The organism is Cellulomonas sp. JH27-2 (assembly GCF_014837175.1).
Lineage (GTDB): Bacteria > Actinomycetota > Actinomycetes > Actinomycetales > Cellulomonadaceae > Cellulomonas.
The window spans coordinates 861956-875629 of sequence record NZ_JACYFR010000001.1 but is presented as its reverse complement, the minus strand read 5'-3'; the positions used below and the strand labels follow the sequence as shown (position 1 = coordinate 875629).

At 72.9% G+C, this 13674-nt stretch carries 16 protein-coding genes; 10 read left to right on the top strand and 6 right to left on the bottom strand.

Going from position 1 to position 13674, the window contains the following annotated elements:
* Positions 1 to 16: 16 nt before the first annotated feature.
* From IC607_RS04220 to IC607_RS04200, 5 genes are all read left to right on the top strand, one after another.
* Positions 17 to 1066, top strand: a complete 1050-nt coding sequence (locus IC607_RS04220) for an SDR family oxidoreductase (RefSeq protein WP_191785712.1) — start codon at positions 17 to 19, stop codon at positions 1064 to 1066.
* Positions 1063 to 1413 carry a hypothetical protein gene (locus IC607_RS04215; RefSeq protein ID WP_191785711.1) on the top strand — a complete coding sequence of 117 codons (351 nt, stop codon included), beginning with the start codon at positions 1063 to 1065 and terminating at the stop codon, positions 1411 to 1413. Before IC607_RS04220 ends, IC607_RS04215 begins: the two co-directional genes overlap by 4 nt.
* Positions 1410 to 3173: a glycoside hydrolase family 15 protein gene (locus tag IC607_RS04210; protein ID WP_191785710.1), complete on the top strand. Its 1764-nt coding sequence runs from the start codon at positions 1410 to 1412 to the stop codon at positions 3171 to 3173. Before IC607_RS04215 ends, IC607_RS04210 begins: the two co-directional genes overlap by 4 nt.
* On the top strand, positions 3170 to 4543 hold the full coding sequence (locus IC607_RS04205) for a DUF2254 domain-containing protein (protein ID WP_370525993.1): 1374 nt from the start codon (positions 3170 to 3172) through the stop codon (positions 4541 to 4543). The genes IC607_RS04210 and IC607_RS04205 overlap by 4 nt, the downstream gene beginning before the upstream one ends.
* 130 nt (positions 4544 to 4673) lie before the next feature.
* Entirely contained in the window at positions 4674 to 5243 is a 570-nt protein-coding gene (locus IC607_RS04200) for a hypothetical protein (RefSeq protein WP_191785709.1), read from the top strand.
* Between the two features lie 2 nt (positions 5244 to 5245).
* On the opposite strand, the gene IC607_RS04195 is transcribed toward IC607_RS04200, so the two are convergent.
* Positions 5246 to 5815 carry a hypothetical protein gene (locus IC607_RS04195; RefSeq protein WP_191785708.1) on the bottom strand — a complete coding sequence of 190 codons (570 nt, stop codon included), beginning with the start codon at positions 5813 to 5815 and terminating at the stop codon, positions 5246 to 5248.
* A 129-nt stretch (positions 5816 to 5944) separates the two neighbouring features.
* On the opposite strand from IC607_RS04195, the gene IC607_RS04190 reads away from it, so the two are divergent.
* Both IC607_RS04190 and IC607_RS04185 read left to right on the top strand, forming a co-directional pair.
* Positions 5945 to 6556 carry a hypothetical protein gene (locus tag IC607_RS04190; RefSeq protein ID WP_191785707.1) on the top strand — a complete coding sequence of 204 codons (612 nt, stop codon included), beginning with the start codon at positions 5945 to 5947 and terminating at the stop codon, positions 6554 to 6556.
* A gap of 71 nt (positions 6557 to 6627) precedes the next feature.
* A complete protein-coding gene (locus IC607_RS04185; RefSeq protein ID WP_191785706.1) occupies positions 6628 to 7002 on the top strand; it encodes an SHOCT domain-containing protein in 375 nt (124 codons plus the stop codon).
* A gap of 14 nt (positions 7003 to 7016) precedes the next feature.
* Here the strand turns inward: IC607_RS04185 and IC607_RS04180 are convergent, their stop codons facing one another.
* From IC607_RS04180 to IC607_RS04160, 5 genes are all read right to left on the bottom strand, one after another.
* A complete protein-coding gene (locus IC607_RS04180; protein ID WP_191785705.1) occupies positions 7017 to 7787 on the bottom strand; it encodes a methyltransferase domain-containing protein in 771 nt (256 codons plus the stop codon).
* A 40-nt stretch (positions 7788 to 7827) separates the two neighbouring features.
* Positions 7828 to 7992, bottom strand: coding sequence for a hypothetical protein (locus IC607_RS04175; RefSeq protein ID WP_191785704.1), 165 nt, complete (start codon positions 7990 to 7992; stop codon positions 7828 to 7830).
* Positions 7993 to 8095: 103 nt separating this feature from the next.
* The gene (locus IC607_RS04170) at positions 8096 to 10342 is read right to left on the bottom strand and encodes a glycoside hydrolase family 3 N-terminal domain-containing protein (RefSeq protein ID WP_191785703.1); all 2247 of its coding nucleotides are present in this window, start codon (positions 10340 to 10342) and stop codon (positions 8096 to 8098) included.
* 67 nt (positions 10343 to 10409) lie between these two features.
* Positions 10410 to 11141 (bottom strand): DUF5701 family protein, encoded by a 732-nt coding sequence (locus IC607_RS04165; protein WP_225224315.1) that lies wholly within the window; start codon positions 11139 to 11141, stop codon positions 10410 to 10412.
* 98 nt (positions 11142 to 11239) lie between these two features.
* Positions 11240 to 11545, bottom strand: coding sequence for a hypothetical protein (locus IC607_RS04160; RefSeq protein ID WP_191785702.1), 306 nt, complete (start codon positions 11543 to 11545; stop codon positions 11240 to 11242).
* A 96-nt stretch (positions 11546 to 11641) separates the two neighbouring features.
* Here IC607_RS04160 and IC607_RS04155 point away from each other — a divergent pair, with 96 nt between their 5' ends.
* From IC607_RS04155 to IC607_RS04145, 3 genes are all read left to right on the top strand, one after another.
* Positions 11642 to 12457, top strand: a complete 816-nt coding sequence (locus tag IC607_RS04155) for a MerR family transcriptional regulator (protein WP_191785701.1) — start codon at positions 11642 to 11644, stop codon at positions 12455 to 12457.
* A 73-nt stretch (positions 12458 to 12530) separates the two neighbouring features.
* Positions 12531 to 12821 (top strand): DUF4287 domain-containing protein, encoded by a 291-nt coding sequence (locus tag IC607_RS04150; RefSeq protein WP_191785700.1) that lies wholly within the window; start codon positions 12531 to 12533, stop codon positions 12819 to 12821.
* On the top strand, positions 12818 to 13636 hold the full coding sequence (locus tag IC607_RS04145) for a hydrolase (RefSeq protein ID WP_191785699.1): 819 nt from the start codon (positions 12818 to 12820) through the stop codon (positions 13634 to 13636). Before IC607_RS04150 ends, IC607_RS04145 begins: the two co-directional genes overlap by 4 nt.
* The last annotated feature ends 38 nt before the right edge of the window (positions 13637 to 13674 follow it).

The following is a 13674-nucleotide window of genomic DNA, read 5'->3' as shown; positions in this document are numbered from 1 at the left end:
CGGGCTGACTGGGGCGATGACGTTGATCCCGCGCTACGCTCACCGACCCACCGCCGAACCTGAGGTCGTCGTCGTCACCGGTGCCTCCGGTGGGATCGGCCGGGCGACCGCCGTCGCCTTCGGTGCTCGCGGGGCGAGGGTCGCGCTGATCGCCCGCGGCGAGGAGGGGCTGGCCGGTGCGGCCGACGAGGTCCGCGCGGCCGGCGGCACGGCGCTCGTGATCCCGCTCGACGTCGCGGACGCGGAGGCCGTCGACGCGGCGACCGACCGGGTCGAGGACGAGCTCGGGCCGATCACCACATGGGTCAACGTCGCGTTCACGTCGGTGTTCGCGCCCGTGCACCAGATCTCCGCCGCCGAGTACCGGCGCGTCACCGAGGTCAGCTACCTCGGTTACGTGCACGGGACGCTGTCCGCCCTGCGGGTCATGCGCCCCCGCGACGCCGGGACGATCGTGCAGGTCGGCTCCGCCCTCGCGTACCGCGGCATCCCGCTGCAGAGCGCCTACTGCGCGTCCAAGCACGCGATCCAGGGCTTCCACGAGTCGCTGCGCACGGAGCTCCTCCACGACGGCAGCGGCATCCGCACGACCATGGTGCAGATGCCCGCGGTCAACACCCCGCAGTTCTCCTGGGTGCTGTCGCGGCAGCCCAAGCAGGCCCAGCCCGTGCCGCCCATCTACCAGCCCGAGGTCGCGGCGCGCGGGGTCCTGTACGCCGCAGACCACCCCGGCCGGCGCGAGTACTGGGTGGGCGCCAGCACCGTCGGCACGCTCGCGGCCAACGCCGTCGCGCCCGGGGTACTCGACCGGTACCTCGCCCGGACCGGCTTCGACTCCCAGCAGACGTCCGACGACCGCCCGAAGGATGCCCCCGAGAACCTGTGGGCCCCGGCCGACGGCGCCGACGGCCGCGACTTCGGCATGCACGGCATCTTCGACGACCGGGCCAAGGCCAGCGCACCGCAGCTGTGGGCCTCGCACCACCACGGCGTGCTGGGTGCGGTCGCGGCAGCGCTCGTCGCTGGGGCTCTCGGCGCCCTCGTCGCCCGGAGCCGTGCCGCGTGAGGGCACCGGCCGAGCGCGCGTTCGCCGCCGTCGGCGCGGCCGGCGGGCTGACGCTGCTCGTCGCGCCCGCCGCGGTGCTCGAGGCGATCGGCGTGGACCCCGATCTCCCGCACATCCGCGGCGCCGTGCGGCTGCTCGGCGCCCGCCACCTCGCGCAGGGCACTGCCCTCGCCCTGATGCCCGAGCGACTCTCGCCGGCCGTCGCGGTCGTGGACGCGATCCACGCGGCGTCGATGGTCGCGCTCGCGGCCGTCGCGCCCACCTACCGCCGCGCCGCCCTGCTGAGCGCCGCCGTCGCGGTCGGGAGCGGGGTCGTGACCGTGCGTGCCGCCCGGGCGGCCGGATGACCGACGACGTGCCGCCCTGGGCGGAGTTCCCGCCGCACGTGCTGCGCGAGTACGCGGTCCTCGCGGACGGGCGGCGTGGCGCGCTGGTCGGGCCGCGCGGCGACGTCGCCTGGCTGTGCGCGCCGCGGTGGGACAGCCCGGGCGTGATCTCCGCGATGGTGGGCGGTGCGGGCGTCTACGCGGTGACACCCACCGAGCCGTTCGTGTGGGGCGGGTCGTACGAGCCGGGCACCCTGGTCTGGCGCAGCGGTTGGACGACGGCTACCACGTCCATCGACTGCCTCGAGGCGATGGCCTACCCCGGTGACGACCACCGCGTGGTGCTCCTGCGCCGCATCCGGGCGGGAGACCGGGACGCGTCGGTGCGCGTGGTGCTCGACCTGCGTGCGGGCTTCGGTGAGCACCCGATGCGGGACGTCGCGCGGGGCGACGGCGGCCTCTGGACCGCTCGCACGGGTGACCTGCGGATGCGGTGGCGCGGCGGCCAGCGGGCGTCGGTCGACGACGCGGGACGGCTGGTCGCGCACCTCGTCGTCCCGGCGGGGGAGACGCACGATCTGGTCCTGGAGATCTCGGACCGCGAGCTGCCCGCGCCGGCTGACGCCGACGAGCTGTGGGACCGTACGCGTGCGACGTGGGCGGACGCGGTCCCGACCTTCGAGCGCAGCGCGGCGCCGCGCGAGGCCCGGCACGCGTACGCGGTGCTGCGCGGGCTGACCGCACCGGGCGGCGGAATGGTCGCGGCTGCGACGCTCGGCCTCCCAGAGCGCATCCGGGCCAAGCGCAACTACGACTACCGCTACGTGTGGCTGCGCGACCAGGCCTATGCCGGGCTCGCCGCCGGGGTCGACGAGCCCCACCCGTTGCTCGACGACGCGGTGGCGTTCACGGTGGCGCGCGTGCTCGAGCACGGGCCGGATCTGTCGCCCGGCTACTGCGTGGACGGGTCGGCGATCCCGCACGAGTCCACGCTGGGCCTGCCCGGGTACCCGGGCGGGCGCGACGTGGTGGGCAACTGGGTCCGCGACCAGTTCCAGCTCGACGCGCTGGGGGAGGTGCTGCAGCTGTTCGCCGCCGCGCACCGCCTCGACCGGCTCGACGCCGACGGGCACCGCGCGGTGGACGTGGCCATCGACGTCGTCGGGCAGCGCTGGACCCAGCCCGACGCCGGCATCTGGGAGCTCGGCGACGCGTGGTGGACCCAGTCGCGCCTGTCGGCCGTCGCCGGCCTGCGGGCGGTCGCGGGCACGCATCGTCGGGCGGACGACCTCGCTGACGCGATCCTGTCCGAGACCGACCGCCGCTGCCTGGACCCAGCCGGATGGTGGCGCCGCAGTCCCGACCACGACGGCACCGACGCGAGCCTGGTGCTTCCGCCCGTGCGCGGCGCGCTGGCCGCTGACGACCCGCGCACGGTCGCCACCCTGGCCCAGGTCACCCGCGAGCTGGCGCGGGCGGGCTTCGTCTACCGGTTCCGACCCGACGAGCGTCCGCTCGGCTCCGCCGAAGGTGCGTTCGTGCTGTGCGGCTTCATGATGGCGCTGGCCCACCTCCAGCAGCGCGACGACGTGGCCGCCTTCCGCTGGTTCGAGAGGTCGGTCGGCGTCGCCGGGAGCCCTGGCATCTTGGCCGAGGAGTACGACGTGGACGAGCGGCAGCTGCGCGGCAACCTGCCGCAGGGGTTCGTGCACGCCATGCTGCTGGAGTCGGCGCAGCGGCTGGCGGGCGCTGGTCCGAGCCGGACGGGCGGCGTCGCGTGAGCACGGTGTCCGGCGTCCGGAACCGTTGGGGTGCCGTTGCGGACAGGGCGCGCTCCTCGCTGTGGCCGGTCCCGGTGGCGTGCATCGCGGTCGCGCTGGCCCTCGGTGTGCTCATGCCCCGTGTGGACCGCGCGTTCGACGAGAGCATGCCGACGTGGGTGACCACGCTGCTGTTCGGCGGCGGTCCCGACGCGGCGCGTACCGTCCTCGACGCCGTCGCGAGCTCGCTCATCACCGTGACGTCGCTGACCTTCTCCCTGACCGTCGTCACGCTCCAGCTCGCCAGCAGCCAGTTCTCGCCCCGCCTGCTGCGCACCTTCACGCGCGACAGGTTCGTGCACTGGACGCTCGGAGTGTTCCTCGGCACCTTCGCGTACGCGCTGACCGTCCTGCGGACGGTTCGGTCGGCCGACGAGGGCGCGGGCGAGTTCGTCCCGCGCCTGTCCGTGACCACCACGTTCGTGCTCGCTATCGTCTCGGTGGTCGTCCTGGTGCTCTTCCTGGCGCACCTGGCCAGCGAGATCCGCGTGGAGACCATGCTGCTGCGCGTCCAGCGTGACGCGGCGGACGCGCTCGACGCCTCCTTCGCCCGCGACGCCGAGCAGTCGCTGGGGCGCCGCATCCGTCGCCGCGACCTGCCCGCGGCGCCGGACGACTCCGTCCTGCTGCTCGCACCCGCCTCGGGGTTCCTGGTCTCGGTGGACGACGCCGACCTGCTGGCCGCCGCGGGTGACGCGGGCGCGACGATCAGGATCGACAGCGAGCCGGGCAGCTGGCTCGTGGAGGGCGTGCCGATCGGTCGCGCGTGGTCGCGCGGGGGCGGACAGCTGTCGCTCGTCGGCGCCGAACGGGTGCGCGAGTGCGTCGCTCGCTCCGTCCTGACCGGCACGGAGCGCACGTCGGTCCAGGACATCGCGTTCGGGCTGCGTCAGCTCACCGACGTCGCGACGAAGGCGCTCTCGCCCGGCATCAACGACCCGACGACGGCGGTGCACGCGCTCGGTCACGCGTCGACGCTGCTCAGCAGAGCCGCGCGACACCAACCGGGACCGGTGCTGATCGAGGACGATCGCGGGCGCGTCATCCTGGTGCGCCCGGACCTGGCCGACCTGATCGAGCTCGCCGTCTCCGGCCCGCGCCGCTACGGCGCGGCGGACCCGGACGTGCTGACGCGCCTGCTCGAGCTCCTGCGCGAGGTGGCGTGGGCGTCCTCGCCCGACGACCACGCCGGGATCGCCTTGTCGATCGACCGTCTGCACGCGCTGATCGCTCGTCGGACATGCGACGACGCGGACGTCGACCGCCTGCTGGTTGCCGAGGCCGCCGCACGCGTCGCGATGGACGGGCGGTGGACCGACCCCGCGGCGTGAGCATCGCGACGTGGGTGTGCCCGACCGTCACCTGATCGTGGCCGGATCGAGTCCACGGCGCCGTCCCGACCGGGCACGATGCCTCCATGCACAGCGACGACGGCCGTTCTGGTGGGACGGCACACAGTGGGTGCCCGCCTGGTCGCCGGACGGGTCGTCCTGGTTCGACGGTGCGCGGTGGCAGCCCGCCGGGCCGCCGCGCTACCCCTCAGCGGCCGCGCTCCGTGACGAGCCCCGCCGTCGCGGCATGCGCTGGTGGGTCGTCGCGCTCATCGTCGTCGGCGCGCTCGTGCCGGTCGCGTTCATCGGGGTCTCCATCGCGGGGCTCGTCGCCTACGCCACCGCGGACGAGCCGGACTTCATCGACCGCGAGGACGTCACGGACGCCGCCGCGGCGGGCTGCTCGGACGTCGCTCAGACCATCGCCGCGTCGCCCGACGACGTCGCGGCCGGCAACGCCGCGATCGACCGCCTGACCGCCGACGTGCTGGCTGTGGGCAAGGACGCGATCGACGACGACATGCCGACGGCCGACTGGTTGGACGACTGGGCGGCCGTCAAGGCTGCGCGCGCGGCGACGCTCGACGGGGCCCCGTTCGTCGTGCCGCGCACGGACGACGACTACGCGGTCACGGGCCGGATGATCGACGCGGCACCCGAGGTGTGCGCGCGGGCCGTGCGGCTGGCGACGGACCTCTAGGGTCAGCCGTTGCGAGAGGCGCGGTAGCCGGCGGCGCGGGCGGTCGAGGCGCTGGTGAAGCACTCCTCCGCCTTGGTGACCTTGTACCAGCGCCCACCGGGCACGTGGTAGATCCCGCTGTTGGCGTTGCCCTTCACGGGTGCCCAGCTGGGGCACTCACCGTTGGAGTAGGGCTCGGCGCGGTTGGGCTTCTTGCCCTGCTTGATCGCCAGGGTCTGCGTGCGGCTCTTCGTCTTGGTCGCCGACCAGACCGTGCGCCCGTCGGACACCCGAGACGTCTTGTACTTCACGGTCGTCGTGACCTTGTACGTGCCGGCGGCGAGCTTGACCGACGTCTTGTTCTTCGCGACCGTGCGCGAGCCCTGCTTCACGGTGAGCTTCTTGGACAGGACCTTGGTGCCCTTGGCCTTCGAGACGGCCGGCTTCACGGTCGCCTTCCCCTTGTACGGGGCGGTCTTCGAGGCGATCTTCGAGACCGTCACGGCGGAGGCCGCGGACGCGGTCGACGCACCCACCCCCACGGTCACGAGGGCGAGACAGACGGTCAGCAGGGAGATCCACAGGCGGCGCACGGGGCGAGCCTAGGGCGACCGGCGCGGTCCCGTCGCACATGCGTGACGGGAGTGCCCTCGGCTGGGCGGAAAGACCGGATTCCCGTCGGCGTGAGGTGTGTCACGCCGGCGGCGAGGCATGATGCGTGCGTGCACAGCGACGACGGCCGGTTCTGGTGGGACGGCACGCGATGGGTCCCCGCCTACTCACCCGACGGTCGGTACTGGTACGACGGGGTCCGGTTGCAGCCCGTGCCGGGCGCGACGCCGAGCCTCCCGCAGACGTCGGACACCCCGGCGCGCCGGGGCCTGCCCGGGTGGGGCATCGCGCTCATCGTCGTCGGCGTGCTGGTCCCCGCCCTGGCGCTCGGTGCGGGCATCGCCGCCCTCGTGGCCTACGGCAACAGGGACGACCCCACGTGGATCGACGACGACGACCTCTGGTACGCGGCGGAGGCCGGGTGCGAGGAGGTCACGCGGTCGCTGGAGGCGTCACCGGGGGACGTCGCCGGGGGGAACGAGGCGATCGACGGTCTCGTGGCGCAGGTCGAGGCGGTCGGGCAGGACGCGATCGACGACGACGCCCCCGTCGCGGCGTGGCTCGCGGACTGGGAGTCCCTGAAGGCCGCGCGCGCCGCGACGGCGGACGGTTCACCGTTCGTCGAGCCGCGGACGAGCGGCGGTGACCCGGTCAGCGAACGCATGATCGACCTGTCGCCCGACGCGTGCGCGCGCGCCGTGACGTTGGCCACGACGTTCTAGGCCCAGGCGATACGGTGTGACTGCTCAGCGTCGAGCATCCCCATCGCTCCTACACCGACCGAGGTGGCACCGTGACGTTCTGGGAATCCTTCTGGATCCTTGTCGAGATCTTCTTCTTCGTCCTCTACCTGGTGATCCTGTTCCAGATCGTGGGCGACCTGTTCCGCGACACCAAGCTCGGCGGCTGGGCCAAGGCGGTGTGGATCTTCTTCCTCATCTTCGTGCCGTTCCTCACCGCGCTGATCTACCTCATCGCCCGCGGCAGCTCGATGGCCGACCGGAACATCGCCGCTCTGCAGGCGAACAAGGCCGCAACCGACCAGTACATCGCCGACGTCGCGCACCGTTCGCCCGCCGACGACATCGCGGAGGCGAAGTCGCTGCTCGACAGCGGCGCCATCACGCAGGCCGAGTTCGACCAGCTCAAGGCCGCCGCCCTGGCCTGATCGAGCCGGCCTGATCAGGGCCGGCGGGCGACGAGCTGCCAGAACCGGGCCGTGCGGACGTACGGCTCGCGGTCGCAGAGCGCCAGCTCGAGCGACTCGAGCTGCGCGTAGAAGGCGGGCTCGGCCTTGCGCTCGTCGCTGGCCAGGAAGTCCGTCACGCAGCGGATCCCGTAGCGCGTGACGTCCGTGAACGAGGCGGTGGCCAGTGCGGCCGCCGCCTCGTCCGCGTCGATGCGGCGCATGTCGTGCTCGAACGTCTCGCTGCGGATCACGGGTGCCGTGAGCAGGTCGGTCGCCGCACCCAGGTCGCTGCGACGGATCGCGGCCGCCAGCACCTCGGCCGGTGGGTTGGGGGACATCAGGGACAGCGCGCCGCTGGGACGGACGGTGTCGGCGAGCGTCGCGACGGCGGCAGCCGTGTCCGGCAGGTACTGCAGCAGGTTGTGGCAGACGACGAGGTCGAAGCGGCCCAGCCCCATCGTGGGCAGCTCGTCGAGCGTCGCTTCGACGACCCGCAGGTTCCCCGGCGAACCGTCGCCGGCGGCCACGGCCTGCGCCAGCAGCGCGGCCGACGGGTCGACGACCGTCACGTCGTGCCCGACGGCGACGAGCGGTCCGGCGTCGCCGCCGTCGCCGCCGCCGACGTCGAGCACGCGCAGCGGCCCGTCACCGAGTGAGCGGCACGTCCGCTCGAGCGTCTCCGCGACGACGCGGTAGCGGATCCGACCCCAGGCAGTGGCTTGGTAGGCGGCCCAGGAGTCGAGGTGCGTGTCGAACGTGCTCACGCCCTGATCATGCCCGAGGCCGGGACGCGCCCCGCGCTCGTCAGCGCTCGGGGCGCGGCGTCCCCAGAAGCTCGCGCAGGTGCTCTAGGGTGCGCTCGCGGTCGGCGTCGTCGCGGGCGAGCCGATCGCCGGCGGCCTCGTCGGGAATCTCCGCGAGCCCGGAAGCGACCGCCTCGAGCGTGGTGACGTCTCCGGCGAAACCCACCGCGGCCTCCCTCGTCTGCCCGTCTGCGAACCCGCGACCGCATCGCGGGGAGCGTCAGGCTACAACGAATCCGCCGTCCGTTTCGTCTGAATCGATGAAGACGTCAGACCTTGATCGTGAAGGGTGCGCGCAGCAGCGCCTCGTCGCGCGACGACGGCCCGACGAGCAGCTCGAACGCACCGGCCTCGACGCGGCGCACGCCGTCGGCGTCCACGAGCGTGCAGTCGGCGGCAGGCAGGCTCAGCTCGACGACCTGCGCCTCGCCGGGCTCGAGCTGCACGTGCGCGTACGTCTTGAGCTCCTTCTCGGCCCAGGTCACGGACGACACGACGTCGTGCACGTAGACCTGCACCGTCTCGAGCGCGGGACGCGATCCGGTGTTGCGCACGGTGACGCGCGCCTCGACGACGTCGTCGGCCGTGACCGTGTCCGTCAGGATCTCGAGGTCGTCGTACGTGACCGTCGTGTACGACAGGCCCTCGCCGAACGCGAACGCGGGACGCTGCGTGAGGTCCGCGTAGCGCGTCCCGTGCTGGCCGGGGAGCTGGTTGTAGAACGTGGGCTGCTGGCCGACGTGCACGGCGTAGGAGATGGGCAGGCGGCCCGACGGCTCGATCTGCCCGAGCACCAGCTCGGCGATCGCCCGTCCGCCCCGCATGCCGGGGTTGGCGACGTGGATGATCGCGGCGGCGTCGTGCGCGGAGGGCGGCAGCACGAGCGGCTTGGAGGACATCACGACGACTACCATGGGCGTGCCGGTCGCGGCCAGCGCGTCCAGCAGCGCGACCTGCCCGCCGATGAGGTCGAGCGTGGCCGTCGAGCGTCCCTCGCCGACGAGCTCGATGCAGTCGCCGACGACCGCGACGACGTAGTCGGCGCCCTCCGCGGCTGCGACGGCCTCGGCGATCATGGCCTCGTCGGGCGCGCACGGCACGCCGATCGGCGGACGCGGCTGGCCGTCGGGGAAGAAGTCGCCCTCGGGGTCGGGGATGAGGTCGACGATGTTGGCGCCGCGCGCGTGCGTCACGGTCCAGCCGGCGGGCACGTGGTCGCGGAAGCCGTCCAGGACGGTCTGCGTCATCTCGCGCGGGTGGCCGTCGGGCAGCCAGTCCGCCTGGCCCGACGAGCCGGCCCAGTCGCCCAGCTGCGCGTGCTGGTCGTCGGCGTTGGGGCCGACGACCGCGACCGTGCGGGTGCCGTCCGAGGGCAGCGGGAGCGTGCCGTCGTTCGTCAGGAGCACGAGCGAGCGGCGCGCGACCTCGAGGTTGAGCTCGGCGTGCTCGTCGGACCCGACGTGCTGCGCGATGAGCTCGGCCGACGGCGTGCGCGGGTTCTCGAACAGGCCCAGCTCGAACTTCAGGGTCAGGATGCGCGCGACGGCGGCGTCGATCTGCGCCTCGTCGGCCAGACCCTGCGCCACCGCGGCCTGCGCACCCGCGAAGAAGCCGGGCGTCGTCATGACCATGTCGTTGCCGGCGCGGATGGCCCGTGCGGCGGCCTCCGTGTAGTCGGCGGCGATGTGCTGCTCCCACACCATGCGGCCCACGTTGTCCCAGTCGGTGATGAGCGTGCCGGTGTAGCCCCACTCGCCGCGCAGCACGTCGTTCAGCAACCAGCTGTTGACCGTGATCGGCACGCCGTCCATGGACTGGTAGCCGAGCATGAACGTGCGGCAGCCCTCCTTGGCCACGCGCTCGAACGGCGGCAGGAACCAGGAGCGCAGCTTGCGCCGGCTGATGTCGGCCTCAGACGCGTCGCGCCCGCCCTGTGTCTCGGAGTAGCCCGCGAAGTGCTTGGCGGTCGCCAGGATGGCGGTCGGGTCGTCGAGCCCGTCGCCCTGGTAGCCGCGGACCATCGCGGAGGCGAGCTCACCGATCAGGTACGGGTCCTCGCCGAACGTCTCGCTGACGCGGCCCCAGCGCAGGTCGCGCGTGATGCACAGGACGGGGGAGAAGGTCCAGTGGATGCCGGTCGCGGCGACCTCGACGGCCGTCGCGCGCGCGACCTTCTCGAGCAGGTCCGCGCTCCAGGTGGCGGCCATGCCGAGCTGGGTGGGGAAGATCGTCGAGCCGACGAAGAACGAGTGGCCGTGGATGCAGTCCTCGGCCACCAGCAGCGGGATGCGCAGACGCGTCCGCGCGACGAGCTCCTCGGCGAGCGCCAGCTTCTCCGGCGACGCGTGCAGGATGGAGCCGACGTGCATCTCCTCGACCATCGGACGCACGTCGTCCTTGGCGTTGAGCTGCAGCATCTGGCCGACCTTCTCGGGCAGCGTCATGCGGCTCAACAGGTCGGCGACCCGCTCGGCGACGGGCAGCTGCGGGTCGAGGTACGGCATCTCGGCGCTCATGAGGAGTTCCCTGGGAGGTCGACGTGATCGAAACGATTCGCCAGCACTCTAGCGCGTTACCAACTGGTCAGTAAGTGTTTTCCGGGAGAATCTCCTGTGAGATCCGGCCCGCGGCCGACGCTGCCCCCAGCCACGTGTGCGGGTTGCGGTCCCAGCACCATCCCAGCTTGGCGCGCCGCTCGCTGATCCACACCGCCGGCACCCGCTGGTTGGTGCCGGTGCGCGACCCCATGAGCGAGTAGCAGCGGTTGGGGCGCAGCATGTCCGGGCGCACGATCGTCAGTGCCACACCCTCGGCCATCGTCAGCGGACTCCGGCCCCGGTCGGTCACGGTCCGCAGCGCGTCCTCGGGGCGTGCACCGCAGAACTCGGAGCCCGTGTCGATGCCCCAGAGCAGGTACGGGCCCGTCGGGACCTCGACGAGCGGGCGGTAGGTCGCTGCCTCGTCGCGGTCGATCACACTGACGCCGGGCCGGGGCCCGCGCCGCATCGCGGGGGCGGCGTCGTTGACATCGAGCGCCGGCAGCACGACGACGAAGCCGACGGCGTCGTCGGACGACGAGGCACGGACGGCCAGGTCGAGGCCGGAGACGAGCGAGGCCAACGGGGCGAGCGACGCGCGGAAGGTCGCCTCGTCCTGGCCGAGCACCGCGGCCACGCCCAGATCGTCGTAGGCCCTGATCTGCCGGTCCAGCTCTGCGAGCGCGTCGGCGGCCGGATCGAAGCCGGTCGCCGCAGAGGACGTCGGTGCGGTGGCGGTAGGAAGTGCAGGGTCGACGGCGGTGACGGGTACTCCCATCGCGGACCTCCAGATGCTCGGCGGGCCCTAGGACAACGTGGCGGGGCGCGCTGCGGTTCCGGTGAGTGCCGTCGTTCAGGTCGGTGCCGGCGTTCTGGTCAGTCGGGAACGGCGCCTGCGGCGGTGAGCAGGCGCCGAGCGGCACGCTTGCCGCGGCCCCAGTCGGTGATCGCCAACGTCTCGGTGCTCGTCAGGGCGGTCTGCGTCGTCGTCGGGCCCAGGGGCGTGAAGCCGACCGTGATCTGCGAACCCCAGGAGAACGCGGTGACGCTCTTGACCAGACGCAGGACACCGGCGTGCCGTGCGTGGACGTCCACGACCCAGCCGGCCTGCGTGGCGGCCGCGGTGAGCGCGCTCGCGGCCTGATCGACCGGGAGCGGGAACGTGCCGGTGACGGTGCCCATGCGGTGCCTCTCGGACGGGTCGACGGGTCCTTCGAACTGTAGCGAAGCGTGGCGCTTGACCCTCACATCGTGTCAGGGTCGAGCGTGGGTCACGCCATGTACACCATCGGAGAGTTCGCCGCCTTCGGGCGGGTCAGCGTCCGGATGCTGCGGCACTGGGACGCGATCGGTCTGCTGGTGCCGGAACGGGTCGACGAGCACTCGGGCTACCGCCTGTACTCGCCGGCCCAGGTGCACCAGCTCCTGCGCGTCGTCGAGCTGCGCAGCCTCGGCATCGGGTTGGAGCGGGTGGCCGCGGTGGTCACGGCCGACGACGAGGCGACCGCGACCCGTGCCGCGCTGCTCGACCAGGCCCGGGTGATCGAGGCCGCGATGGCCGACGACACCGCCCGGCTGGCCCGGATTAGGCGGATGCTCCACCTTCTGGAAGGAACCACCACCATGGACGCCACCTACCGCTCGATCGAGCCCCTCACCGTCTACGCCGTCAGCGGCGTCGCACCCGGGATGGGTCCGCAGCACGTCGGGCCCATGGTCGGCCCGCTCATCGGGTCGCTGGACGCCGCGCTCCAGGCGGCCGCCCGCCCGCTGCTGGAGCCGTCGGTGTTCTGGTACGACGGCGGACCCGACGACACGCTCACCGTGCACATCTCGTACCCGGCCGAGCCGACGCCCGTGCCCGGCGAGGGCTACGACGTCGTCGACCTGCCGGCCGTGCCGCTCGCCGCAACCACACGCCACCACGGCGACATGAGCGGCATCGGCGAGTCGTGGAACGCGCTGTTCGAGCGGCTCGTCGCGGACGGTTACCGGATGGTCGGCCCGACCCGCGAGGTCTACCTGGTGGCGGACGGGCACGAGCCCGGACCGGACTGGGTGACCGAGCTGCAGGTGCCGGTGCTGAAGGTCTGAGGTGCAGCGGATATGACCAGTGCGGGCGGACGGGACTAGCGTCGTCCTGTCGCCGCCCACCGAAGGGGATCCCATGTCGTTCCAGGCCTACCTCGACGCCGTCGAGGACAAGACCGGGCTCACGCCGCGCCAGCTCGTCGACCTCGCCCACGAGCGGGGGTACGACGACCCGTCGGTGAAGGCCGGCGTCATCCTCGCGTGGCTGGCCGAGGACTACGGGGTGGGCCGCGGGCACGGCATGGCCATGGTGCACGTCATCAAGAACGGGCCGGGCATCGGCGACAAGCACGTCGGGAGCACCGGTTCGCACCGCGACGAGTCGGACGTGCTGTGGCTCGACGGGAAGGCGAGCAGGCCGTCATGAGCGACTGGTGGATCTGCGCGACGTGCGCGACCGAGCACGCGAGCCGCGAGGGCGTGTGCGCGATCTGCGCCGACGAGCGGCAGTGGGTGCCCGCGAGCGGTCAGGCCTGGACCACGCTGGCCGAGCTGGCCGCAGCGGGCAGCCGGCTGGAGCTGAGCGAGCTCGAGCCCGACCTGTTCGCGCTCCGCACGGCTCCCGGCGTGGGCATCGGGCAGGAGAGCAAGATCGTGCGGACCCCGGCGGGCCTGCTGCTGTGGGACCCGCCGGGTTACGTCGACGACGCGGGTGTCGCCGCGGTGCGGGCGCTGGGCGACGTGGTCGCGGTCGTGCCCAGCCACCCGCACATGTACGGCGTGCAGGTGGAGTGGTCGCGCGCGCTCGGCGGCGTCCCGGTGCTGGTCGCTGAGGCGGACCGGGAGTGGGTGGCGCGGCCCGACGACGCGATCCACACCTGGTCGGGCGAGGTCGAGGTGCTGCCCGGCGTGGTGCTCTCCCAGCCCGGCGGGCACTTCCCCGGCAGCGCGGTGGTCCACTGGGCCGCCGGGGCCGAGGGGCGCGGCGTGCTGCTCAGCGGCGACACGATCTTCGCGAACCCCGACCGCACGTCGGCCGCCTTCATGCGGAGCTACCCGAACCATGTGCCGCTGTCGGGGGCGGTCGCGCAGCGGGTGGCGCAGCACGTCGCCCGTCGCCCCTTCGACCGGATGTACAACAACTTCACGGGCGTGATCCCGACGGGTGCGCGGGAGATCGTCCTGCGGTCCGCCGACAGGCACGCGGCGTGGGCCCGGGGTGATTTCGACGACCTGACCTGACCTGACCTGACCTGACCGTGGCCGCGTTGTGATCGCCG

Coding starts and splice junctions, on each gene's coding strand:
- IC607_RS04220 (WP_191785712.1), top strand. CDS start 17: ATGACGTTGATCCCGCGCTACGCTCACCGACCCACCGCCGAACCTGAG.
- IC607_RS04210 (WP_191785710.1), top strand. CDS start 1,410: ATGACCGACGACGTGCCGCCCTGGGCGGAGTTCCCGCCGCACGTGCTG.
- IC607_RS04170 (WP_191785703.1), bottom strand. CDS start 10,342: ATGAGCGCCGAGATGCCGTACCTCGACCCGCAGCTGCCCGTCGCCGAG.
- IC607_RS04165 (WP_225224315.1), bottom strand. CDS start 11,141: ATGGGAGTACCCGTCACCGCCGTCGACCCTGCACTTCCTACCGCCACC.
- IC607_RS04160 (WP_191785702.1), bottom strand. CDS start 11,545: ATGGGCACCGTCACCGGCACGTTCCCGCTCCCGGTCGATCAGGCCGCG.
- IC607_RS04155 (WP_191785701.1), top strand. CDS start 11,642: ATGTACACCATCGGAGAGTTCGCCGCCTTCGGGCGGGTCAGCGTCCGG.
- IC607_RS04150 (WP_191785700.1), top strand. CDS start 12,531: ATGTCGTTCCAGGCCTACCTCGACGCCGTCGAGGACAAGACCGGGCTC.
- IC607_RS04145 (WP_191785699.1), top strand. CDS start 12,818: ATGAGCGACTGGTGGATCTGCGCGACGTGCGCGACCGAGCACGCGAGC.